General features: G+C 57.7%; 19 protein-coding genes. 15 read left to right on the top strand and 4 right to left on the bottom strand.

Annotated features, from left to right (window positions below):
- Nucleotide 1: 1 nt before the first annotated feature.
- The 4 genes from NHF56_RS18665 to NHF56_RS18650 are packed head-to-tail and all read right to left on the bottom strand — an operon-like array spanning nt 2 to nt 7,380.
- Nucleotides 2–1,903, bottom strand: coding sequence for a hypothetical protein (locus tag NHF56_RS18665; RefSeq protein ID WP_252807405.1), 1,902 nt, complete (start codon nt 1,901–1,903; stop codon nt 2–4).
- Nucleotides 1,900–2,724, bottom strand: a complete 825-nt coding sequence (locus NHF56_RS18660) for an ABC transporter ATP-binding protein (RefSeq protein ID WP_252807403.1) — start codon at nt 2,722–2,724, stop codon at nt 1,900–1,902. The genes NHF56_RS18665 and NHF56_RS18660 overlap by 4 nt, the downstream gene beginning before the upstream one ends.
- The gene (locus NHF56_RS18655; RefSeq protein WP_252807401.1) at nt 2,721–5,216 is read right to left on the bottom strand and encodes a hypothetical protein; all 2,496 of its coding nucleotides are present in this window, start codon (nt 5,214–5,216) and stop codon (nt 2,721–2,723) included. Before NHF56_RS18655 ends, NHF56_RS18660 begins: the two co-directional genes overlap by 4 nt.
- Before the next feature lie 49 nt (nt 5,217–5,265).
- On the bottom strand, nt 5,266–7,380 hold the full coding sequence (locus tag NHF56_RS18650) for a hypothetical protein (RefSeq protein WP_252807399.1): 2,115 nt from the start codon (nt 7,378–7,380) through the stop codon (nt 5,266–5,268).
- Nucleotides 7,381–7,630: 250 nt separating this feature from the next.
- On the opposite strand from NHF56_RS18650, the gene NHF56_RS18645 reads away from it, so the two are divergent.
- The 15 genes from NHF56_RS18645 to NHF56_RS18575 all read left to right on the top strand — a co-directional run bounded on the left by NHF56_RS18645 (nt 7,631) and on the right by NHF56_RS18575 (nt 22,629).
- On the top strand, nt 7,631–7,843 hold the full coding sequence (locus NHF56_RS18645; RefSeq protein ID WP_252807396.1) for a hypothetical protein: 213 nt from the start codon (nt 7,631–7,633) through the stop codon (nt 7,841–7,843).
- Nucleotides 7,844–7,889: 46 nt separating this feature from the next.
- A complete protein-coding gene (locus tag NHF56_RS18640; RefSeq protein ID WP_252807395.1) occupies nt 7,890–8,072 on the top strand; it encodes a hypothetical protein in 183 nt (60 codons plus the stop codon).
- Nucleotides 8,073–8,177: 105 nt separating this feature from the next.
- Nucleotides 8,178–8,747: a prepilin peptidase gene (locus NHF56_RS18635; RefSeq protein WP_252807392.1), complete on the top strand. Its 570-nt coding sequence runs from the start codon at nt 8,178–8,180 to the stop codon at nt 8,745–8,747.
- 7 nt (nt 8,748–8,754) lie between these two features.
- On the top strand, nt 8,755–9,543 hold the full coding sequence (locus tag NHF56_RS18630; RefSeq protein WP_252807390.1) for a hypothetical protein: 789 nt from the start codon (nt 8,755–8,757) through the stop codon (nt 9,541–9,543).
- A complete protein-coding gene (locus NHF56_RS18625; protein WP_252807389.1) occupies nt 9,540–10,994 on the top strand; it encodes a pilus assembly protein TadG-related protein in 1,455 nt (484 codons plus the stop codon). The genes NHF56_RS18630 and NHF56_RS18625 overlap by 4 nt, the downstream gene beginning before the upstream one ends.
- Complete coding sequence (locus NHF56_RS18620; RefSeq protein ID WP_252807387.1) at nt 10,966–11,556, top strand: hypothetical protein; 591 nt, start codon at nt 10,966–10,968, stop codon at nt 11,554–11,556. The genes NHF56_RS18625 and NHF56_RS18620 overlap by 29 nt, the downstream gene beginning before the upstream one ends.
- Nucleotides 11,553–12,200, top strand: a complete 648-nt coding sequence (locus NHF56_RS18615; RefSeq protein ID WP_252807385.1) for a hypothetical protein — start codon at nt 11,553–11,555, stop codon at nt 12,198–12,200. Before NHF56_RS18620 ends, NHF56_RS18615 begins: the two co-directional genes overlap by 4 nt.
- Nucleotides 12,197–12,967, top strand: a complete 771-nt coding sequence (gene cpaB / locus NHF56_RS18610) for a Flp pilus assembly protein CpaB (protein ID WP_252807382.1) — start codon at nt 12,197–12,199, stop codon at nt 12,965–12,967. The genes NHF56_RS18615 and cpaB overlap by 4 nt, the downstream gene beginning before the upstream one ends.
- A 3-nt stretch (nt 12,968–12,970) precedes the next feature.
- Nucleotides 12,971–14,935, top strand: coding sequence for a CpaF family protein (locus tag NHF56_RS18605; protein ID WP_252807381.1), 1,965 nt, complete (start codon nt 12,971–12,973; stop codon nt 14,933–14,935).
- Nucleotides 14,932–15,795: a type II secretion system F family protein gene (locus NHF56_RS18600; RefSeq protein WP_252807379.1), complete on the top strand. Its 864-nt coding sequence runs from the start codon at nt 14,932–14,934 to the stop codon at nt 15,793–15,795. Before NHF56_RS18605 ends, NHF56_RS18600 begins: the two co-directional genes overlap by 4 nt.
- Nucleotides 15,795–16,673 carry a type II secretion system F family protein gene (locus NHF56_RS18595; protein WP_252807377.1) on the top strand — a complete coding sequence of 293 codons (879 nt, stop codon included), beginning with the start codon at nt 15,795–15,797 and terminating at the stop codon, nt 16,671–16,673. Before NHF56_RS18600 ends, NHF56_RS18595 begins: the two co-directional genes overlap by 1 nt.
- A gap of 7 nt (nt 16,674–16,680) precedes the next feature.
- Nucleotides 16,681–17,511, top strand: a complete 831-nt coding sequence (locus NHF56_RS18590; protein ID WP_252807375.1) for an FHA domain-containing protein — start codon at nt 16,681–16,683, stop codon at nt 17,509–17,511.
- Between the two features lie 23 nt (nt 17,512–17,534).
- On the top strand, nt 17,535–21,254 hold the full coding sequence (locus NHF56_RS18585; RefSeq protein ID WP_252807373.1) for an SUMF1/EgtB/PvdO family nonheme iron enzyme: 3,720 nt from the start codon (nt 17,535–17,537) through the stop codon (nt 21,252–21,254).
- A gap of 392 nt (nt 21,255–21,646) precedes the next feature.
- Entirely contained in the window at nt 21,647–22,042 is a 396-nt protein-coding gene (locus NHF56_RS18580; protein ID WP_252807371.1) for a DUF4384 domain-containing protein, read from the top strand.
- Nucleotides 22,043–22,044: 2 nt separating this feature from the next.
- Nucleotides 22,045–22,629 carry an OmpA family protein gene (locus NHF56_RS18575; protein WP_252807369.1) on the top strand — a complete coding sequence of 195 codons (585 nt, stop codon included), beginning with the start codon at nt 22,045–22,047 and terminating at the stop codon, nt 22,627–22,629.
- Nucleotides 22,630–22,666: the final 37 nt, after the last annotated feature.

Genomic DNA, 22,666 nt, shown 5'->3' with positions numbered 1-22,666 from the left:
TTCAACTCCCCTTGGAAAAGGCTGGCGAGGTCTCACCGGTCATGAGATCAACGGGCAGGCTGTGCGGGCGAAGGGGAAGCCGGTAGAGGATAACTGCGGCGCAGCTCAATGCGGCCAGCAAGACACCTGCAAAGCTCAACGTTACGCTGCGCAGGAGGTCGCTCACCCATATTCCATAGGGTGCCCAGGCCGCAGCGGCGATGGGAACCAGGCGCACTTCCATAAGGCCTATGCCGGCCCGCGCCGCCGCTGCGGCGTCAGAACTCTGGAACCAGTGTTCAATAGAGACGAGGAGCGCGAGATTGAGTCCAACTGCAGCTACGGCTGCGACGGCGAGGCAAAGCCCGATCTGCAGCATGAAGCCAAAATAGAGTTGGCCAGGCGTCATGCCGCGGGCGAGCAACAGGCCGTAACCGGCTGCCCGTCGTGCTGCCATCGGCTGCATTTGCAGGTAGAGCACCACCACGCAGAGGATGAGACCCAGAAGGGCCAGGCTTCCTGAAAGGTAGGCGATCACCTTTCGGGTGAAGTCCATGCGCCCGAGCGCATCAAGATAGTTTTCGCCAATGCGGAACATGCGTTTGCCGCTTTCATCATGTTCGGCACCGACCCGGTCGAGAAAGCCTGCGATGTCGCTGCCGGAGGGGACAAAGAACAACCCGTTTCGCACATGCGCATCCGGGAAATAGCCGGTCATGCCTTCATCACAGGGCATTCCGTCCGGCTTCATGCGAAGACGAATTGCCAATGCACTGCACGGGGCTTCCAATTGCGCGCCATCCACTTCGATCTGCGGATAGGCGGTGAAGACGGGGTGCATATTGGGGAAATCGGTAAAGCCAGCCGTCTCCACGCACTGGTCTGCATAGAGGCGTGTGGTCGGTGAGCCGAAATGAATGGCAAGGCGGCTCCCGGTTCTGTCGATCGTGGCAGCTGTCCCGAGGCATCTTGCCAATTCGTCAAACGCTTTGTCGCCACCCATGTGTTGCAGCCGCTTTTGCGTGGCGGGCAGCGAAAGTCCGCGAAAAGCGTAGCCTTCGAGCACGCGGTAAGGTTCGTCGAGATCGTCGCGGTCTGAAGCAAAGGTTAGCGCGAGGCTGGTATTGGACCGGATTGCCGCGGCCAGTGTGGAGATTTCCTCAGGCACGATAAAGCTGATTTTCTGAAGCGCAGGCAGGCTTTCCGCCCATCGGATTTTGAATCTGAGCAGCCTGCGCGTTTCCTGCCGGAAGGGCAGGCTGAGGTAAATGTCCTCAAGTTCTGTAACGTCAGAGAGTGCTTTGGGCAACTCCTCGACCGCCGGTCGGGGCAGCAGCTTCTCCAACGCCCCTCGATAGGCGTCATAGCGAAAATGCGCGTTGAAGAGCGTTCGGCTCAAGATCACGGTCTGTATCGAATCGTCCGGGTTGCCATATTGAAGCCAAAGCGGATTGTTGCGTGCGATGGACCAGCCGCGAATATCCACCTCGGCGAAATTGCGCGTGGAAACGCGCTCCCAGTTATCGTCGGCAGGCAGACGGATCGCATAGTCTCCAGGTTCGATCTCGGTGACAGGGTAGAATGTGCCGAGGGGGTGAGCGGCAGTATCGACGGATGTCTCAAAGCTGCGGCCGGTATAGACGGCGCTGATGGCGAAGCCATTTTCAGGATGGCCGTTTACCCAGATGGGAACACCGGCGTTGCGCACGTGGCCAAGCAGGGCATTGGCGAGGTTCTGGCTGATGCCACGTCCCGCACTGATTGAAAACGCAGCCATGGCGATCAGAATGGCGCAAAGACCGAAAAGTGCGAGAAAATCCTGTCCGGCGCGCGTCCGCCGCACACCGAAAAACCGTCCGACACCAAAGCCGCCCGTTCCGCGAAGGAATTCGCGCATAAAGACAGTGGTCACCGTCTTGTTCATGGCGTCACCTGCATGACTGCGGGGGCGCTGGACATTCCGCCTCGTGCAAAGAGCACAGTGCTTGGAACGGTTTCGACCTCCGTCATTTTCTCCACCGAGGTCAGTTGGAGAGCGTAAGGAGCCTCTTCGAATTCGAATGCATCGTTATGATGGGTGATCCAGACAAAGGCGCGATCCGGCGCGCCATCGATCCAGCGATTGACGCAGCGGTTGATCTCGCGGCGTGTGTCCGGATCGAGACTGCCGGTCGGTTCGTCCGAGAATAGGACCGCTGGATCGGTTGCGATTGCCTGCGCAAAGGCCATGCGCTGTCTTTGCCCGCCCGAAAGCTGCGATGGAAACCGCTCACCGATTTCACCAACTCTCTCCAGCGGCGTCAGCACCTGCGCAATCAATCCGTCGACCCGCTCCCTGATCTCCATATATGACAACGCTTTGTCCGCAAGTTGAAGCGGTAGCGCCACATTTTCGCGAACGGTCAAATGGGCAACCAGTGCCGCATCCTGGAATGCAAATGAAAAATGGTGGCGGCGCAGCTCGCTTGCCGACAAGGCAGCACTCTTCTGATTGCCTATCGTAAAGTTGCCGCGTGATCCGAGTGTCCAGTTGATCTCGCCCGCCATCGGCCGCGCCTGTCCAGCCAAAGCATAGAGAAGTGTTGTCTTGCCGCTTCCAGTGCGTCCGACGATCGGTATCCTGCGGTTGAACGTCGAAAAATCGACAGCGAAGCTGGCGCTTTCGATGATCGCCCTGCCACCCCAACCGACGGATAGATTGGCCGCAGACAGCTTCACCCGATCGTCGGAATCGTTCGCGATCATGGCAGATATTCCAGTGGCACCCAGAAAATCTGTTCACCCAGATAGGGACGCCCGAGCCGGTAATTATCTGGATCGGGACCGGGCGCGATGGCAACTGGTGTATCCTGGATATATTTCAGTCTCTGCCCCTGGGGCGTCATATCCGGGCAGTCATTTTCGGGCTGGTCGACACGATATTCGCTCAGCCGCTGCACCATCGCATTTGCAAGCATGGTGCGGCTTGCTCGCAGCCAGACGCGCAGCCGGTCAACCTCGCATTTCCCCAGCACGCCGCCATCGGTGAGCTGCGCGAATGTATAGTTCAGGAAGGGCGTCTTGATCGGCCCCGGCATGCGGCCCGAGCGCATCAAGAAGGTGGCAATGTCCTCGTTCAGCTTTTCCGGCGTTGGCAGAAGCAGAATATCCTGAAGCGAATTGCGGACGATCTGACCCATGGCGGTGCGCTGCTCCGGCAGGCTCATTTCCGTGGCCTTGATGATCGGATCCAGCAGTCGGGTCCAATCCTGCAACTGGTCGCTGGTCAGCCAGGCATCCAGCGTCAGAGGTTCGGATTTCGGAATATAGAGATCGAACACGCCGTCGAAGATGCGCTCGCTGCAGGTCTTTTCGCCTTCGGCGCAAACGGTGCGTTTGATCATGTTGAAAAACAACACCGGGACATCGATTTTCTCGCGCTGCAGACGGTCGATCACCTCTTCCAGTGCCGATCCACCATGCAGATCGATGAGGATTTCATTGATGACGTCGGGCCGCGCAACCGATTTGACGCTCTGTGTCATGCGCTCGATCATTTCAGCGGGCGCGCTCGCACCGGCTGAAAGATCAAAGAAATAATCGCGCGCATTTCCCCCAAGTGCGTCCCGATTGAGAACGCCGTTGAGGATTTCCTCGCCCAACTGCTGATATTCATTCCAGGAGGTGAGGTAGGACGTGTATGAGGTGTCGGATTTGTAATTCGAACGATCCTGCTGTGGTGGGCGTATGAAGAAAACCGTCAGCTTTTCATTTTCCAGAAGCGGGCTTAGAACATCATAGATGTCGAGCCCGACAAAACCGCGCTCCATCTGTGCCGAAGCGTCATATCCGGCATCTGAAATCACAAAGAGGATCTTCTGACGGTCTGGGCATCCCTGCATATCGATGGCCGCCTGTTGCAGGCCGCCGAAGAGATTTTCGTCGAAATCGTCCTTGTCGTCGGTTGTCGTGGAAATGCTTTTCAGGAACCGATCAAAACGCCGGCGCTCGCTCTGGCTTGTATCCAGGTCCTCATCCTCGCAATTGGCTTCGGTGAGCGGATAGGACTCATCAATGCCGCTCGCGCCATTGGCGACAGAATCGCGGAAGACGCGGAAGCCGGCCCTGACGGATGCACCGCCGCCGCGGGTTTCAATCGCCTGTACAATCTGATCGACGACCCCCGGGCTCGTATCGGTCCCGCGGATTGCATCAATGAATGGCATCATGCTGCGCGTGCCGTCGATCAGAAAGAAGAGATCGACCTTGTTGAAAGAGAGCAGCCTGTCTTCGTCGATGCCTGGCAGATCATCGGGAGCGATGTTCAGCTTCTTCAGGACTTCCGTTGGCAGTTTCAGCTTCCCATCCACCAGTTCGCCCCCACCGATGCCGGAGGCTGCACCCACCACATGATAGGAATTGTCGAGAACGTCGATGACCGGCAGGCGCTGATCCGTCTTGAACCACCTGTTGCCGCCCAGAATGGGAATGCACTCGCTATCCAGTGCTTCGCTGGCATAGCCGCAAACACTGCGGGGGCCTTCTTCCGAACCGTTCACGGTGAGGGCGGGGCGCACGCCGATGGCCCAATTCCAGTTCAGGACATCCTCCTTGCGCACCCAGCCCACCAGCTTCTCGTTGATGCTTGAGAGGTTGAAGCGCTCCACCAGCAGGTAGGCCTCATCCGATTCCGCGTAGATCAGATAGGTGTTGAAGCGGGAAAGCCTGCGGCTGTCGTCCAGTTGCTGGTCGGAGAGGTCGGGACTGCGATAGGCGGTGATCGCCTGTATTTCACCATCCTGACGTTCAGTCGTCTTGGTGCGGATCAGCGCCTTGCGTTCCAGGCCGGTGATCTTGTCGCGCAACGGCACGGAACGGCACAGGAGATCAGACCGGCTCATCCAGTATTTTTTCTTCGTCGAACTGTTCTCGAAGGGCAGGGAGACGGCCACGCGCTCGTTGGGCGCTTCATTCGCCGTCAGCACTTCGATCACGCTCACCGGATCGGAAAAGGCCGCATTCTTTGTCGGATTCTGGGACGTCGCGTCCTCAAAGAGTGGGGCACCGTCGCGCATCACAAAGGCAGTCTGGCCAGAAGGGTCGGACATGTTGCTTCCGAACTTCTGATAGAAACTAAAATTGGAGCAGTCGCCGTCAATGGAACCGCTTGCAGCATTGGCATGTGGTGCGGCCACCATCGCCAGGCTGGCAGCGAGGGCCCATTTCGTGACCGTCTTGGCTTTCCAAAATCTCCTCATTTCTGCCTCTGTCCGTCTTTCCTGTTTCTCACCGTGCTGAATGCATTGCTCAGTGGTTGCGGTTGATCTCATCCAGAAATGCCGTCGCCAGCTGATCGCGCGTTTGGCCTGCAGGTGTTGCGGTCAGTTGCTCAACGTCGCGGCAGGTGAGGCCGGCTCCAACGCTTGCAAACATGTGTTCCCACTGCTGGCAGCGGCCGATCGAAAAGATGGAAACCGGCACCTGATCGTAATAGAGCCAGGCAAACATCGGGCCGGTATTGACCTTGTCGAAGTCTTCCCGGCTGCTATCGGCAACATAGATAACGCGCTCGGTGGGCGTGCCCTCAAGGGCGCGATAGACATATTTGAGGTCTTCGAGCGCTGACATGGAGCGAACGCTGAAGTCAAAGCTTCGCATCAGGTTGGCGGTATGCGCAATTTTCTGCTGAGCGCCCATTGCGGCCAGAAGTGCGACAGTTTCCGGCTTGACCACGCGTCGCACCGTCCGCTCGCCATCGATGATATAGATACTAACAGGCTTGAGTTTGCCCGTGGCGGAAACCTTGTCGTAAACGGCTTGTATTGCACCCTTGATCGGCAAATCCAGCGAACTCGCCTTGAAGCGGTTGCTCAAGGACAGGACGACGGCTGTTTCTGCGCCCTTCACTTCAATGGGCAGAAAGCTGTAGGTCAAAACCTTTGATGTGCCTGATCCAGATTCCACCGCATTGATGCAGCCGGAAATGGCAACACCGTCTGAGGATAGAAACGCGGCCCCACCAGGCTCTCGCTCTATCTTGTCGGTGACGGCAACCAAAACGGCGTCGGGATAATCGGCAGCATAGGGAAACGCGCTTTCACAGGCCAAAGGATCGGGGAAATGCGCGATTTGAAGCTTTTCACCGGAAGGCACGCCGGCATATTCGACAGGATAGCGGGCCGGCGCCTTGACCGCATCCAGCTCGGGTCGCGGCTCCGGTACCACATTGGCCACCGGCGGGACTGAATTGCTGTCACCTGTGTCTGCGGCCTCTTCCTTCTGGCGTTCTGCATCTGTGCTTGTTTCTGCAGCCGCTTCTGAAGGTTTTTGCCCGGCTAAGTCGGCCTTGATTGCTTCCTGCACCTCGTCGATGAGTGGATCCGAGGTCGTTTCTTTTGCGGTCTCGACGGCCTCGCTTCTGGCCGTCTTTCCGTCTTTGCCATCCTGTGCTTGGGCATCAAGCGAGGATCTTAATTCCGGATCGGGTTGCTTTGCCGTATCGGCCCATTCAATCGTCTTGGCATGCGGTGCCGGCGCATTTTCTTTCACAATTGCCTCGGCGAGCGCGATGAATTCGGCCACCAGCGTCGTGTCGGTCCATACCGCTCGAAGTGCCTTTGCGGATGCGTCGGCGAGTGTGAGGTCGGCCTGGACTGAATTGACATCGCAGCTCAGGCTTCCAGCTTCCTCAAGAAGCGCACAGATTTTTTGCGCGGAAAGGGGTGGGGTCATTTCATCTGCTCGTTCCGCGGTCGCATTCCAAATCGCCAATAGTCCGCCGGAAGCAAGCTTCTGGAACGCTTCAAAATTCTCTGCTGAGCCGATTGGCATGCCGGTTTCGAAGAGGCGCCATTTTTGCGTATCCTTGCCGGCGACGGGGGTCATGGCGCCGGTGCTCAAGAAGACGATATTGCTCCAACTGGAATTCAACTCGCGACCGCTCGCTTGCACATCCACCTTTGTGTTGACTGTTGCGGGTGTCCTCAGAGGCTGCGTTGTTTCCTCGGTTCGTTCTGCAGGCGCACAGGACGGTGCGAGATATTTTGCCTTGCCTTTCGCGGGATAGCTGTAGAGCCGGTGATAGGCGACATCGGAACCACCTGGGGCCTGCAGCTTCAGCATCGGCAGCACCTTCCAGTGAAAGGACGCTTTGGCACCAGCCTTTCCGGGCGCACTGGTGACAGAGGCGTCCGTGATCGCATCCGGCTCGCCTGTGACCCCGGTGAAGACGATTGCGGCAAGCGCGCCTTCACCGGGTAACGGCGCGGGAAAATCGCGCAAAACCTCCTCTTCGCCCTGCAGGTCAATGCATTGTTCGAGTTCGATGGGCAGGCGCTCTGCCACGCCCTTTCTCGCAGCAGAATTGGCGTTGCAAACGAATGTCAGCGGCAACCCGGCAGCCAGGGATAATGCGACACCCACGCGCCGCCACCGGCAATGCGATCTTCCCCAGTTCGTCATGCTTCCCCATTCAGCGCCGTCTCTTGTGCCCCCAGCAATCCGGCTTCAGGAATTGTTCCTGCCGTCGGATTGCGCTTCAATAGAGCACAATGAAAAGTTTATTGGCAAGAAAATTTTCCTGTTGAAGTTGTATCTCCTTTGTGCATATCATTAATGGAATATGCACTATATACACAACTATATGGTGCGTTCAGGAGTAGGGGAAAAGTTGATGGACTTCAAATCGGTAGTGGATTTTGCACGCGCGCTCGACCGCGACGAACGGGGTATAACGGTTGCAGAAATGATCATGCTCGCAGCCGTCGTTCTCATTCCCACAATCATTGCGATGACGGGGTTTGGGAAAGATGTCGTCAAGTGGCTGGGTGATCAGTTCGGCAACGTGAAGGGTGAGGAAGGAACGATCAAGTGGGAGTCATCTTGATCTTCGCGTGATCGCCCTTCGGTTCTTCACTTGTGGAGGTGAGGCGTTGCAAATTGCACCATTGTGTCTGAGGCGTCTTCACCTCGACCAGCGCGGAATGGAGGTTGCGACCATCATTATTTTGATGGCCGTGGTCGGTATACCTCTCATTATAGCGCTCACCGGTTTTGGCTCGGATATTCTCGACTTGCTCAAGGATTCCACGGACCGGTTGCGTCCGAACGAGTGATCGGCGTTCGTAACTCTCGGAACTGCGATCGGCGGAGCAACGGACGCAGTCGCCAGTTGGCCAATGCATCCATCAACAGACCTAACGACGTTCGGGGACAAACATTTGCTTGGGTTTGATGTCTTCTATATTTGCCTGGCTCTGGCCGTCACGGCTGCCATCTATGATGGTGTAACTGGCAAAATCCCGAATTTCATCACCTATCCGGCGATCCTGGCGGGGCTTTCCGGCTGGTGGGTGGCAGGCGGGGTTTATGGCATCGGCGGTTCGCTCGCCGGCTTGGCTTTCGCCGCGTTTCCGTTTCTCCTGGCGTTCATTTTCGGCGGTTGCGGTGGTGGCGATGTTAAGATCATGGCAGCCGTTGGCGCGCTTCTGGGATTTCCCGGCATCCTTCCGGTCCTTGCGCATGCGCTGGCGGTTGGCGCACTCATGGCGATTTTCATGCTTCTTCTTCACGGCCGGCTCCGCCTGTTCTGGGAGCGCAACGTCGCCCGGCTGATGATGTTGCGTTTCGGCGTCTGGAATGCACAGGAACTCACGGCCTGGAACAAGGCGTCCACGTCCGGTGAGGTGGGTTTGCAGGAGGGAACCGTTACCATCCGCTTCGGTATCGCTTTGGGTGTGGCAATGGTCTGGCTTCTGTTTCCCGCCTTGCCGCGCATTCCGGGTCTGTGAGGTGTCGATGATCGCGAGCCTCCTGACCGATCCTGCCTTTGCAAATGCGCTGATGTCGTCGCCGACCTTTGTGAAGACGCTTGCAGCAGATGCTGCGTTGTTCGGGGCCGGGCTCTGCGCATCCCTCGGGCTTTATCAATTTGTTCGGTTTTTCAGGCCTGCAATCAGGTCACAGAAGAGCATTCACCGCGATGAGTGCGGTTCGGCGCTGGCCGCTGATCTGGTGCTCGTCATGGTTCCGGCCATCACGATCATGTTGATTCTTGTGCAGTCGCTTTGGCTGATGCGCGAGACGGTCATCGTTCACTATGCGGCCTTCACGGCTGCCCGCAGTGCACGGGTGAACATCTGCCCATCCATGCCGGAATCGTTGCAGGCCTTTACGCTGCAGTCTATGGGCAAACTGGGTTGCAGGGGCGACGGCGGGCGCGCCGAGCAGGCCGCCCGGCTCGCGCTCATCAGCGCTTCGCCGCCGTGGGAGGTGCCGTGCCTGGGCAATTGCCGTATCCCGGAAAAAACGCTGAGAGCCATTGCCGACGAAACCGGCACCGGAGACCTCTATCCAGCCCTTGAGGTTCAGGCGCGCTATGCCTTCGATCCGCAGAATGTGGCGCTAAGCGTTGGACCCGACCCGAAATATCTCGCGCTCGCACTCAAACCCGGTTTGACGCCGCCGATCCGCGCGCGCCTGACCTTTCGCCATTACGTGATTTATGGACTCGGACGCGCCTTCGGCCAGAAGCGCTCCGATGGCTATTATTATAAAGAGACAGTCGCGGAGGTGACCCTCCTGTGATTGCTGACGCGCTCAACCTCCTGAAGAGTTTGCACAAGGACCGCGAAGCGGCCATCGCCCCACTCTTCGGTTTCATCCTGCTCTTTTTCGCCTGGGGCATAGGCGCAGTAATGAATACCGGCGAAGTGGCCTACGACAAGGTTCGTGCGCAGAATGCCGCCGATATTCTGGCTCTTGCCCATGCCGATCAGATGGCGCGCGATCTGAATGTGATGGCGATGAACAATGTCGGCCTCACGCAGATGATGGTTGTCGGGGCTGTCAGCTTCACGGTGCAGGAGGAGTTGCTGAATATCGGTGTCCGGGTTGCTGCTGGCACCGCCCATATTGCCTGGTCTGCCGCGAAGCGCTGCCCGAGTTGGGGACACTTCGCCTTCATCTGCTACTCGATCCATGCCGGAGCCATGGCCGGTACGTTGGGCGCGGGTGCTGATGCTGCCTATATCCAGATCAGATATCAGCCGCATCAGGGGGTGGCGACGGCAAGTCGCCTCATTGATGCATTCAATCGCATGAACGACTATATTTACCAGAGCTTCCCGAAGCGGTCTGGAAAGCTGTTGCGGGAGCTTGCCGATGCCAATCGGATAGACGCTTTTTTTGTCTATCCACCATGCAATCCGTCCGGTGCGTCTGATTGCACAGGTCAGGGTGATGAGGGAGGCGATCTGCCGCTTTCCCGAAATGGCTTCGAGAGGCTGTTGGCGCATACGGAAATGTGCCAGGCAGCGCAAAGCGGTTCGGTTGGGGAAAGTCGCTACAATTTCCGGGTTCACGGGTTTCCCGATGGACGGGGGCCCTATACGGCAGGGGGCTCGTCATCTCGTCCGCATTTGCGCGATCATGTCAACCATACCGCCGGTTTTGCATCACTCCTGCCGTTCTACGACGGTGTCATGCGCGGCACGGACTGGCTCATCCGCTACCCGAAGCCGCCCTATTATGACAAGCGCCAGCGCAGCGACAACAACCATTTTACCGAATTGATGAATACCAATTGGTCGGCACTTTGCGGTGCTGCCGGATCGGTGACCGCGCAAGTGGCGAATCTCTTTTTAACAATGCCGGACACCTACTGGATCGACGGCCGCTCCTACGGCTCGGTGATGGCCTCGCAGATCGGTTTCATGAGCATGGATTATGAAAAGCTCTCGCGGCTGGTCGTCGTGGCGCGCGCCCGCGGCGGGCGTTTCAATCCGGAGGACTTTGAAGAGAGGGAAGATCCCTACAATGCCTATGCGCAGGCACTGACATTCAATCCGCAAGCGCTCGACCTTTACACATCCGCCTGGACGTCGCGCCTGACCCCGGCCTCCTACATGGACAAGGCAACTGCGGTGGCTGAGGCGCTGACGACCAAAGCAGAGAACAAGCAATGGTTCGGCCTGCTTGCCAGGATCATTCAACGGGAAAGAAGCGATAATGTCTGGGCCTCTGTCAATTTTCATTGAGAGATTGCACCACGATGAGCGTGGTGTCGTGGCATCTGCCGAGCTTATTCTCGGATTGCCGCTCTTTCTGCTTTTCTGGGTGCTGATGTGGGAATATGGCGTTTTGCTGAGCGCCAAGCTGGCGCTGGCGGGCGAAACCCGCACGGCCGCTTTCATGCAGGCTTTCACCGGCCATTGCCTCGCGCCTGCCAACCATCAGGAGGCAATGCGCCGCAAGTCGGTTTTTCATCCGCCGAGCTGTTCACTCGAGACCTGGCCCGGGGCTTCACGGTTCTGGCAGGACATGGATGGCGAGGGTGGCGAGGGGCTCACGCGTGATGTCAAGGCGGCCACTGCGCCGCGCCGCGTGAATGTTCGCTTGCAGGCGGACTTTCGCTTTCACCGGGAACTCGACTGGGGAACCTACGCCATGTCCAACCGGGTCGTTGTCATGGAGCCTGTGCGCTATACCTATGAGGATGCGAAGCTGAAATATGGCTATGACCAGGTGCTCAAGGATCGGGTTTCGCAACACGGATCGCTGATTGATCTTTTCCCCGGTGTTTTCAGGGGGGCGCGATGAAGAAATCCGCCTCTTTTGTTTTCTGGCTCTGCGCCTCTGGCGCGATCATCATTGTGGGTCAGCACACCACTCGCTTTCTTGCCAATTCCGCTGATGGCCCTTCTGCCAGCGATGTTGTTGAGACAGCCATGGCAGTCAGCGCTCAACCGACGGCGGCCAACGAGGCCGCCGCACAGTTTTTCTCCGGCCTTGATGCAACGCTCACCACGCGGTCCGGACCATTGTCCGTATCCAGAACCGCAGACAGGCTCGAAGCTTTTTATACCGCGCGGCTTGAAAGCTGGGCGCATGAACGGGTGGAGAGTGCCGGCCTCTTAGCCGGTGTCTTTGGCGGCGGCGACACTTTGAGCCGGGTGTTTCGCTATGACCTGCCTGGGCTTTCCATCGTCGGTGTCGTGCGCGAGCCGGAAGGTTTTGAGGAACCGAACTTTGATCAGCAGAAGACCAGCCGTCAGGCGACGGACATGATGAGCGTAACGCTCATTCGGGAGCGTCCCGGCGGCAGCAGTCTTGCGACCTATCGCTTTGACGGACGCAATCTCGCGCCTGCGGGAGCGCGCGCCCGTCAGATCGAGGGCGACCAGACTGAGGCCGATGCAATCGAAATGCTGTTTGAACACGATGCGGGGAAGAGCACCTTATGAAACCAGTCTACAGACATATCATTGCCGGCGTCCTGGCCGTTCTGGTGATTTTTTCCGGCTGGATGTGGACCCGGATGTATGAGGACCGGCTGACCTCTGCGAAGTTTCTCCGGTTGAAGCCGGATGTTCAGCTTGTTGCAGGTGAGACGGTTCTCAAGGACGACATGATCGAGATTGCGGAACTGCCGGAGCGCTTCGCCGAGGGGCTGAAGGCGCTTGCCATCCCTGCAAGCCCTTCGACCTATCGCACGGCCATCACAGGCAAGAAAGCGACAAAGGATGTTCCGCCGGGTTCGCTGCTCTTCTTTCAGCATTTTGCCCGTGAGGAAGATCCCGATCTGGCGGCGGAAATTTCGCCCGGAAACCGCGCGCTCACAGTTTCGGTCGGGGCGCAAAGCACGGTCGGATTCTTCGTTCGTCCAGGAAGCCGGGTGGATTTGATCGGGACTGTTCTTGATCCCAAATCGGCCAATTCAGTCACCGGCCAACTGGACATGGTCACCCGCGTGCTGCTTTCCGATGTGAAGGTGCTCGCCGTCGGTGCGGCGCGCAGCTATGCCGAATATCAACGCCTTGGTGACCGCGGCTATTCGACGGTCACACTCGAACTTTCGCCGAACGACGCCAACCTCGTAACCTTCGCCCAGCAGCAACTTGCCGGCCCCATGACCATGGTTCTGCGCGGCGGAGAGGCGGATGGGGATCAGGCGGAACCGGTTCCGCAGGGTGTCGACTGGAGCGTGTTCGATGAACGGACAAAAGGTTAGGTCATGAACGGATCGGCCCTGCTGGAGATACGCTATACATCCGAACGACCGACCCAGATCGTGCCGCTGGAGGCGCGCGAGTATCGGGTTGGTGCGATGTTTACCGAACTTTCGCATGAGCGCGGTGAGATACCCTTGAGCGGTACCGGCATTTCGCGTGTCCAGTTTCGCCTCATATTCGATGTCGCACTTGAACAATGGCTGATGGAGCCGGTTGGTACGACCGAGACATTCCTCGGTGAAAAACGCGTCAATGGATTGGCTGCCGGCAGACTTCTGGAGATCCCGCCGGAAGCCCATATCATGGTGCCGGGTGCGCGCATCATGGTGCGACCGATGGCGCGGCAAACATTGTCCGACAGCCGTTATGACGAATGGGTCGGGCTGCAGGACAATATTTATGACAAACTGTTCGGTGAGCTGGCGCTGGAGCCCGGCGAAACGGGGCAAGAGCATGATAGTCCCGAAAACCGCGCCTCGATGGCGCAGCTTCTGGACAAGCACGCATCGATTTTCGTCAACAAGGCTGCTGACAAGGTGATCCGGTCGGCCAATGCGGCAGCATTGCGCTTGACGATCCTGAAATCCATTGCCGGAACCTCTTCGTCGCTTTCCGCCCACGGCGGTTCGGATGGTCCGCAAAGGCCGGGCCAGGTGCCAGCGCTTGCCAAGCTCTTTGGCACGGAACTGAGGCTGGCCTTGAAACGCGAGAGCGTGGCGGAGGACGTCAGGAAGCTGGAAGAGGGCTTTCAAGCGCTTTTCACCCAGATTTACGAAAACATGCCGATCGGCGACAAGCGCGCGATTGCCAAATGGTTTCTGGCGTCCAATGTCTGGAATGCGATCTTCAATTTCGGGCCGATCACGGACCTGATGGATCTGGAGATCATCACCGAAGTGATGGTGGTGCGCCATGACCGCATCTATGTGGAGCGCTTTGATCGCCTGGAACGCTACGATTACGGTTTTTCGTCGCCCGAACAGCTTCTGGTGATCGTGAAACGGCTCGCCAACCGGGCAAATCGCGAGGTTAACCAGTCATCCGCCATGGTGGATTTCAAGCTGAATGACGGCTCGCGTGTGAATGCCATTATCGCGCCGCTGTCGCGCAATGGTCCCTGCATTACGATCCGCAAACATCGCAAATCGATTGCGCTCACGCTCGACATCTTGTCTGGTCCCGATGGCAGCATGAACCGCAATATGGCCGGTTTCCTGAAAGCCTGCGTGCTTGCCCGCAAGAACATCATTGTTTCCGGTGGCACCGGTACCGGCAAGACGACGCTTTTGAACGCCATGTCGGCTTTCGTTCCCAACGGCCAGCGGGTGATCACCATTGAAGACACCGCCGAACTGGCGTTGGCAAACGAGCATGTCGTCTCGCTGGAAACGCGCACCGCCAATGCCGAGGGTGGCGGACAGGTGACCATTCGCGACCTGCTTCGCAACTCCCTGCGCATGCGGCCCGACCGGATCATTGTCGGTGAGTGCCGTGGCGGCGAGGCAGTGGACATGCTGCAGGCACTGAACACCGGCCATGCGGGCTCGATGACGACCGCACATGCCAATGGCGCTGATGAAATGCTGATGCGCCTGGAGGTGATGGTTCTGCAAGGCGAGCCGAACCTGCCCGTTCCAGCCATCCGTCGGCAGATCGCCAATGCCATTGATATCATCGTGCAATTGACGCGAATGCCGCTACCGGATCAGCCGGGGCGTTCGATCAAGCTTCTGACCTCGATTTCCGAGGTTATCGGCATTCACCCGCTAACCGGGGAAATCATGATTGAGCCCATCTTCGAGTTCGCCGGATTTTCCCCAACGTCAAAACCGGTCTTCCTGTTTACCGGCTATCTGCCCTCCTTCATCGAGGAGATCGATGAAGTCGTCGCCGCCCAGAGCCTTGCCGAAGAAAAGTGGCAGCTCATGGAAATCGAGTACATGTTTCAGACGGAGATTGCCGCATGACCGAGGCTGTGCGCTATCTCTTCGCAATTTCTCTCGGGCTTCTTCTGCTGGCGCTTTACTGGGAGCTTCTGGCTGCGAATGAGAGCTCCAAGGATGCAGGCAATGTTCTGAAGCGCAGCAAGCGGCTGCGCATTCTGAGTGAAATTTTCTCGATTTCGGAAGGCGCGGCACTGGGGTTTTCCTTGCTCATCTGCTTCGTCGTCCCGTTTTTTCTCATGTTCTGGCGCGTGCCTGTTGGCGTGCTTGCCGTGGTTGGCGGGATTGGAGCCTTTGCGCTTATTCCCTGGTGGGGGCCGAAGTTTCTGGCCAATCGGGCGAGTGCAAAATTTGAAGAGCAACTGCCCGCCTTTGTTGATCTGATGGTGTCCGCTGTTCGCGGTAACCTGCCATTGCCGCTGGCACTTTCCCATGCCGTGCCGTCGCTGCAGGAGCCTCTGAAAAGTGAAATTTCGCGGCTTTCTACGGAAGCCTTGAGCGGGCGTGGCGGGATGAGCGCGGCGATTGAAAACGCCCGCAAACGTCATCCGAGCCGCAACTATTCGATGTTGCTTGCGGTGCTGGGCGTTTTTTCCGCCCGCGGCGGCAATCTCGTCGAGCCTGTGCAGACGATGGCGAAATCCTTCAAGGAAATCCATCGGCTCTACATCAAACTGAAAACGGCAACGGCTGCCGCCCGCTCATCCTTCTGGATGATCAATGGTGCGATGCTCTTCATCATCGTCATTGTTTCCGCGCTGTCGCCCGATCTCCTCGATATGACCTTTCAGAGCTTTCTCGGCGGGGTTCTCTTTTTCATCGGTCTGCTGATCTGGGCATTCGGTGCCTATCTCTTGCGGCTGCTCACCAAGGTGGAGATCTGATGAACTGGCTGTTTTCCTTTTCTCTCGGTGGTCTGGCAGGCTTGCTCTTTTATTGGTACGCGCCAGATCCACTGTCGGTGGAAAAAGGTAGCGCTGACAAGAAGCGGATTCCCTTTCACCAATATTTTCCGATCAAGCAATTTGCCGCTTCCGTGGCTCCGGTTCTCGAGCGGGTTTTCCCCAGCCTCATTGCGAAACTGGATCGGCAACTGGTGGAGGCGGGGCGGCCGGACAATGGCGTCAGGGCCGCGCACTTTTTGGCCGCCCTCTATTTTCCCGCACTTCTGATTGCTGTCTACGCGATGGTCTTCGCGGCCTTGGGCATTCAGGACGTCAAATCGATGGTGCTGACCTCGATCCTCGCTTTTGCCGTTCTCGCCTTTTGCGGCCCGCTCTGGATCAAGAACATGCGCGACAAACGCAAGCGCCGGTTGGATCAGCAATTTCCCGGTTTTCTCGATTTTGTCCTCATGATGAAGGAGGCCGGTGAGACGCTTGCCGCATCGCTTCGCCTCTATGTTCTCAATAATCCCGGGCTTGAGCTGACCGAACATATCCGGCGCGTCGTGGCGGGGATTGAAACTCACAAGGACGGTCTGCCGGGAGCGGTGATGGAATTTCACAACGAATGCGCCTCCGAACTAGGCCAGACCACGCTGCTTTCCATTCTCAAGGCTGAAGAGATGGGCGCGCGAAGTGCGGCGATGCTGCGCGATGTTGCAACCGACATGCGCGAACGACGCTACGAAGACGCCGAGAAGATCGCCGAATCTTTGAAAGCCCGCTCCATGGCGCCTGCGGTTCTCATGTTCATGGGCGCTTTCCTCATGCTGCTGGCGGGCAGTCTGGGGAAGATGTTCACCAGTTTGGGAGGATGAGAAGACAGTGCTTTTCACAAAGAACCCCTATCTGGAATATAGTGCTGGCGGCAAGGTCAAGCAGGCCGCTCTGAACAAGAGCCCCTTCGTGATCGGCACCGGTCCGGACTGCAATCTCATCATCCGGTCCGGACAGATTGCGCCAAAACATGTTGAACTGGTGAAAGGGCCGGTGAGCTGGAACCTGCGACTTGTCGGTGCCAATCCGGTTTTCGTCAACGGAGTGCCGTTGAGCGACCTCGATCGCAACCTGAAGAGCGGCGATGTCTTCGAGCTGAAAGGCGTGCTTTCCTTCACCTTTCGAGACCCCGCTTCCGATCTTGAAAAGGCAAGAGTTGCCAAGCGTGAAGCTCAGGACTTGGCGGCCGCTCAGGAGAAGCCGGAAGAGCGGACCCTGAAAACGCTATTGCCCTATGCCATTGCGCTTTCTGCGCTGCTCTTCATCCTGATCGCCTATTTGAGGGGTGGCGACGAAACCGATACCGCCCTGCGTGCCGCAACGCCCGGCAATATCAAGATTGCGGTGGATGATATCGGCCCGTGCCTTGAACGGGCGGCCGCCCGCTTTTCCGGCGCGACGATGCCGCGCGATATCGCCCGACAGGGTGAGTTCTGGCAGATCGCCGAGGCGACGGCCCAGTCTCAGGACATCCACCAGCGCAAAAGCCGTCTGGAAGACAATGTTCAATACGCGTTTGCCGAGGCGCTGGGCTTTGAAGAGCGGGGCGATACCAACCGTGCAAGCCAGGCTTACAGCCGCATTCGCGAGGATGTGCCGGACATCAATTGTCTGGCCAATCAGCTTGCAGCGGAACGCATTAAAGCACTCACCGAATAAGAACCAAGAGGACAGGTGAACCCATGCCTGAAAATGAGACAAGACGCGCAAACGGCGGTGCCGTCCCCCATCTTTCGATCGACCTGAAGCGACGGTTTCCGCAGCCTTTTCTGCGAGACGGCGCTGTGGTGGAACCTTATGCGACCGACAACTTTCTGGTTCATGAGCGGCTGGACACAGGCGGGCGGCCATTTCGTATCCTCCAAGCGCTCCCGAACCTTGAGAAGCAGGAAGGGCTTGTGGATGTCCTGATCGAAAATCAGGAAACGCCGGATCTTTCCCGTGATACGCTCTTGCATCAAAGCCTGGAAATCATGACGGCGGTCAGTTCCAACGATCCTTTTTACATCGTGGAATCAACCATCGGCAAACCACTGGAAGACATTCTGCAGGAGCAGGACCTTGATCTCGACACCATCTATGGTTTTCTGCGCGATCTCCTGAAAGCCATTGAGCCTTTTCATGAGGCGGGAATGGTCATGGGATCCATGGATCTCGATCAGCTCAGGGTCATCCGTCCGCAAACGATGCAGGGTCTGCGGCTCGGCGGTTTGTACCGAGCGCATAAGGTGGGCGCGCCTGTCAATCTGGGCTTCAATCCTGAATTCAATGCACCGCCCGCGCCAGAGGGTGAGCCGTCATGGACACCGGCTGACGATATTTACGTCGTCGGCATGATCGCCTATCGCATGATCCTCGGCAAAGACAATTATCACGCGCAGTTCAGTTCCATTCTGGACGGACCGGAAGAGGCGCGTGCATCGGCCTGGGAAACACGGCACAGAGCCGGTTCCATCGGAGTTCTGCCGTCGCAGAAGAACAAGCAGTTTACGGCAGCTCTGGAAACGTGGCTGAAGCAGGCAATGACCGAGCGCGCCAAGCGTTTTCCTGATGCGCAGAGTGCTGCCGAAGCGCTGGATAAAGCATGGGAAGAGCATAAGATCATCCTCCACAATGGCGTGTTTTTCAACGATACGTCCGATGGCGTTATTGTTGAGGAGCCACCGCGCTGGAACAAGCGTCGGCTCACCATGATCGGCGCGGCGGCAGCTGTGAGCCTTGTCCTTTTTGTTGCCATCTCTGTCTTCAAAGGCCCGCCGCAGGAGGTTCTCGATACCATCGACGCGCATGCGAAGAGGATCGAAGCCATCATTGCCGATGGACGCAAAAATACGGCCAAACTGCCTGATGACGGCGAAATCGTCGGCAATTTCAAGACCCTCGTTGCGAACTATAACGCTGCCCGCAGCCACTATCCGCCGTCCAGAAGCAATGCGGATGAGGTTCTGGCCGGTTTCGTTGATCTGCATGCTGAGGCCGATGCTGCCGCTGCCGCGCTGAACGCGGTGATCGATGCGGCGAAGAAGGCGAAGGCGGATTATGATGAAAAGGCATCCGGTCCGCTGTTTGGCGCCATTGAAAAGCTCGGCGAGGAACACGGCTTACGACAGCAGGCATCTGCTCTGAAGGCGGCGGAAACCAGTGCCAATGAAGCACTGGAAAGCCTTGACTGGCCATTGGCGACAACGCAATTTGCCCGCCTCAGCGGCGGATATGACAGCCTTTCGGCCTCTTTTGAAAGCTTGGGCGAAAACGCAGGGGCTCAGGCTAGCGATGTGAAAGAAAGGCTTACGGCCCTTGCCAAGCTTGTCGGCGAAAGACGACCGGAACTCGCTGAGGCACAGTCGGAGGCTTCTCAATTGAGCGAGCTCCACAAGGCGGGCCGGTTCGATATGGTGGTCGAAAAGGCTGACGCGGCCCGCACGGGCATTATCGCTCTGGAAAAAGAGCTTCCGGCGAAATTTCAAAAGATGCAGCGCCGCCGCACAGAGTTTGAGAAGATTCACGAGAATGTTGCGAACACGGCGGGTCTACTCAGTTCGCAAAGTCCGCTTGGAACACAATGGAGCGAACTCGAAGACGCCTGCGCCGCCGATCAGGAGAGGCTCTCAAGCCTCTCGCTGGACCGCGCAGAGGCAGCTTACCGCGAATGTGGCGACAAATATGCAGCCTTTGAAAAGGCGCTGGATGCCTTGCGGGCGTCCGCAAAGGCAAGTCTGGACGCCTTTTCCCAGCGTTTGGCTGAGGCACGCGCTGCCCTGCCGGAAAACGATCCGACCCTGCAGAAGGCGACGGCTGGCGAGGCGGAGGCACAAAAGGCCTTTGAGGCGGGCAAGATTGAAAGTGCTGCCAGTCTCGCGCAAAGGGGCGTAGCGCAGCTGGACGCGGTGTTGCGCAAATTGGGTGAGACGATCAATCAGGCTGCTGAGGCCGTCGGGGCTGTTGACCGCGATGCCAGCGCCTTTGCCGAGGAAAATGGTCGCTGGACACTGGAGCTTGCTTCGCTGCAGCCGGTTACGACAGCGCTGGAGCGTGCTTCAGCCGCATTGCAGAAAAGACCGGTGGGTGATCTCAAACCTGTCATCTCGGAGCTCCAGAACGCTGCCAAGGCCTGGAAAGGAGACGTTACGGAGTTTGTCGCAAAGACGATGGCTCTGAGGGAAAAGGCCATGCGCGACCGCGATGCAGCAAGCCGCGCCGGTGGTCAAGATACATTGGCCTTCCAAAACGGTGCCGGCAAGCTTCAGGCGGCTGAGGATGCAATTGCGGGAAAGAACTATCCCGAGGCTGGCAAACACCTGCAGGAATCGGTTGATGCCTTTGCCGGCATTCAGGCCGAGCAGGCAGAAAATGCCAAGGCGGTGGCAGATTGGCGCGGCAAGCTGGCGAGCGGCCTTGAGGAAGCGCGCGCGCTTTGGCCGGAAGACGATCCGCTGCTGGCCGAAACCCGCAATGCACTGGAACAGCCGGCAGGCATGCCGCAAGACGGAACACTCAGCCGTTTGAATGCCTTCGAAACACTAGGAAAAAGGCTCTCCTCTGCGCTTGATCAGACGCGCGACCTGAAAGCTGAAGTGCTCTCGCGGATTGACGCACTGCCTGAGCGCATTCTAGCCATCCAGAAGGCAGGCGGCACCACCAGCACGCATTATGAAGGTGTTGAAGATGGCTTGGCAGAGGCCCGAAGCATGAGCGACACGCGCCAATGGGCAAGGGCGCATGATGTGCTGACAACGGTTGAAACGGCGCTGGGGGCGGTGGAAAGCGATATCGAAAATGGTCTCATTCTCGCTTGCCCCAACAATACGGCAGCTAATGGCACACGGCTTGTTCCGGCAGGCAACTATTCTATCGGCGGCAACACGCTGGCCGGTCGCATCGCCTCGGATGCCAAGGCGGAAATGGCCATGTCGCGCAATGAGCAAATCACGATCCAGACTGCGACCCCATTCTGCATCGAGATGCAGCAGGTCACCACCGCAGATTTCGAAACCTTTCTCTCCGAGGCGGGTGCAGGTGACGAATTGCGCAAAACGCTGGTCGAAAGCAGTCCGCAGAAGCCGCAGGGCGCTGACGATGCTGCGTTCGTTTCGCAAGACGAGGCAATGGCCTATGCCGCTTGGCTGTCTGAAAAGACGGGCCTGAATTATGCCTTGCCGACCTTGGAGCAAAGTCTGGCTGCGGTTTCCTTCGCAAGCGTTCCAGACCGAAGCATCGCAGAGCTGAGCTATGGCGTTCCCGACGATGATCGCGAATGGACCCGGGAAGCCTGCGGCAGTGCCGAGCGTTTTGTCGTTGTGGGGGCCACGGGCATCGGCGACCTGAAACTTTATGCGCAGTGCCTGAACAAAGAAGAGCGCAATGCCAAGCTCGGTTTCCGGCTTGTCATCGTTCAGAAGTAGGGGCGCAAGCCCGCCGGATTTACCAAGGTTGGATCTATCTCGGTACCGTTTGGCAAAAGCTCTTGATTTCAGCGAAATGTATATGCAATTATTAATTGATTAATAATTTATATGCACGCAAAAGTTATATGCAGTTGCGTTGCCTGTAAAAGGGGCTGAAGTTGGGACTGCAGATTGGAGATCGTTCGGCCAATTGCGGGGGCAGGGCTGAACATCGGGGAACATGCCGATCCGGAAAACACCCTCGCTTTGTTCTGCCATGGTGGAGCAGCCGCGCCGGCATATGGCTGGCGTTGCTTGCCGTAATGTTGCTGCAGTCATCATTTGCTGCGGCCGCTGGTTGTGCGGGGCATAGCCAGGTGCAGTGCGACATTGTTCAAAAGCTTGAGAGCATGAGGCGGGGAGACGCTTCCATCCGCACTGAAAATGGTAGGCACAACTTCGTTCAGGACGACTTTCTCATCTTCGAAATCTCCACTGGGCGCGAGCAGGGCTATGTGAGCATTGTCTATGTTTCAGCCGACGATAGCGTGCGTTTCATAAGTCGCGATTCCGGACCCGTACCGGCAGGTACGGTCTTGAATATCGGTGACGGCAAGCAGTTGATGGGAAGCCTGTTCGTTTCGCCGCCATTCGGCGGAGAACTCGCGCTGCTGCTCGTTTCACCCACACCCATTTTCAACGCAGAAGCGCCGGAGACGGCCGATGATCTTCTCAACGTCTTGCAGCGCGGCGATGCAGGTATTGCCGCCGCTTATGTGCTTTTTGAAACCAGACCGGAGGTTTGAACATGTTTCGCTCTTATCTATTCGCAGTTCCGGCGTTGTTTCTGATGGTTTCGCCAGCCTTGGCGGGTGACATTTCCTCCGATGAAATTGTCAGGTCGCTTTTGCCCGGCGGGCAGCAGCCCCTGACGCGCAGCTTCAAGACACGCGGCGTCGATATTCATCAGCCGGTGGACATTGACGGGCTGGTGAACAAGCGCGGCGCAGATTCGGTCAATAATGTTCAGCAGACTGTGACGGCGGCTGCGCCAGCCATCGATCTCGAAGTGCAGTTTGAAAGCGGCTCCGCCGTTCTTTCCTATAGCGCGCGATCGCAGCTCGACAAGCTTGCCGCAGCGCTCAACCATCCGGGCTTGAAGACGAGCCGCATCCTTATTGCTGGTCATACGGATGCAGTGGGGGCAGACAGCTACAACCTGCAGCTTTCCAAGCGTCGAGCAGACGCTGTGCGGGACTATCTGGCCGTGAACTACGGATTGACCGTCTCGCGTTTCGAAACTGTCGGCTACGGCGAAACCCGTCTCGCTGATCCGAACCATCCCACAGCGGCGCTGAACCGGCGCGTCGAGATCGTCAATCTGGGCGGTTAAAGCGAACAGCAAACAGGGGAAAAAGAGGGGGTAAGAT

The sequence above is a fragment of the Rhizobium sp. L1K21 genome, assembly GCF_024055895.1.
GTDB lineage: Bacteria > Pseudomonadota > Alphaproteobacteria > Rhizobiales > Rhizobiaceae > Ensifer_A.
This window is presented reverse-complemented; position numbering and strand designations above follow the sequence as displayed.

Bases quoted from the DNA above. Each gene is read 5' to 3' on its own strand.
- NHF56_RS18620 (WP_252807387.1), top strand. From the start codon at position 10,966: ATGTCTGGGCCTCTGTCAATTTTCATTGAGAGATTGCACCACGATGAG.
- NHF56_RS18585 (WP_252807373.1), top strand. From the start codon at position 17,535: ATGCCTGAAAATGAGACAAGACGCGCAAACGGCGGTGCCGTCCCCCAT.
- NHF56_RS18630 (WP_252807390.1), top strand. From the start codon at position 8,755: ATGATCGCGAGCCTCCTGACCGATCCTGCCTTTGCAAATGCGCTGATG.
- NHF56_RS18575 (WP_252807369.1), top strand. From the start codon at position 22,045: ATGTTTCGCTCTTATCTATTCGCAGTTCCGGCGTTGTTTCTGATGGTT.
- NHF56_RS18615 (WP_252807385.1), top strand. From the start codon at position 11,553: ATGAAGAAATCCGCCTCTTTTGTTTTCTGGCTCTGCGCCTCTGGCGCG.
- cpaB (WP_252807382.1), top strand. From the start codon at position 12,197: ATGAAACCAGTCTACAGACATATCATTGCCGGCGTCCTGGCCGTTCTG.
- NHF56_RS18645 (WP_252807396.1), top strand. From the start codon at position 7,631: ATGGACTTCAAATCGGTAGTGGATTTTGCACGCGCGCTCGACCGCGAC.
- NHF56_RS18655 (WP_252807401.1), bottom strand. From the start codon at position 5,216: ATGAGGAGATTTTGGAAAGCCAAGACGGTCACGAAATGGGCCCTCGCT.
- NHF56_RS18595 (WP_252807377.1), top strand. From the start codon at position 15,795: ATGAACTGGCTGTTTTCCTTTTCTCTCGGTGGTCTGGCAGGCTTGCTC.
- NHF56_RS18580 (WP_252807371.1), top strand. From the start codon at position 21,647: ATGAGGCGGGGAGACGCTTCCATCCGCACTGAAAATGGTAGGCACAAC.
- NHF56_RS18660 (WP_252807403.1), bottom strand. From the start codon at position 2,724: ATGATCGCGAACGATTCCGACGATCGGGTGAAGCTGTCTGCGGCCAAT.
- NHF56_RS18665 (WP_252807405.1), bottom strand. From the start codon at position 1,903: ATGAACAAGACGGTGACCACTGTCTTTATGCGCGAATTCCTTCGCGGA.
- NHF56_RS18605 (WP_252807381.1), top strand. From the start codon at position 12,971: ATGAACGGATCGGCCCTGCTGGAGATACGCTATACATCCGAACGACCG.
- NHF56_RS18600 (WP_252807379.1), top strand. From the start codon at position 14,932: ATGACCGAGGCTGTGCGCTATCTCTTCGCAATTTCTCTCGGGCTTCTT.